The sequence below is a fragment of the Agrobacterium sp. ST15.16.024 genome (assembly GCF_027956545.1).
Classification (GTDB): domain Bacteria; phylum Pseudomonadota; class Alphaproteobacteria; order Rhizobiales; family Rhizobiaceae; genus Agrobacterium; species Agrobacterium cucumeris.
The window spans coordinates 1-445 of record NZ_JAQKGO010000046.1 but is presented as its reverse complement, the minus strand read 5'-3'; the positions used below and the strand labels follow the sequence as shown (position 1 = coordinate 445).

At 57.3% G+C, this 445-nt stretch carries 1 pseudogene; it reads right to left on the bottom strand.

Going from position 1 to position 445, the window contains the following annotated elements:
• Positions 1-445: pseudogene (locus PL640_RS25555) on the bottom strand (hypothetical protein); the annotation flags it as partial.

Below are 445 nucleotides of genomic sequence, written 5' to 3'. Positions count from 1 at the left end.
CATGGACAGTAACGTCTAGCGCAGGAGATTGCCCTGCCCCGGTAACCGCCACGCGCAGCGGCATACCGACTTTACCCATCCCCACCTCCAGCTCATCAGCAGTTGCCTGAATCGCGTGATGGCCGTTTTCCGCCGTCCAGTCGCTAATCGCCGCCAGCTTATCGCGAACCACTTCCAGCGGCTGACGCGCCACTCGACGCAGATGTTTTTTCGCGGCGTCGGCATCGAATTCAGCGAACTCTTCATAGAAGTAGCGGCAGCTCTGGGCCATCTCTTTCAGCGTCTTGCAACGCTCGCCCAGCAGTTTCACCAGCTCAGCCAGCTGCGGGCCGTTGCGAGTGTCGATATTTTCCTGCTCGATATGCCACTGCAGATGCGTTGCCACATACTCCGCCGGCAGGGTATTGATATAGTGATGGTTTAACCACAGCAGTTTATCGGTGTT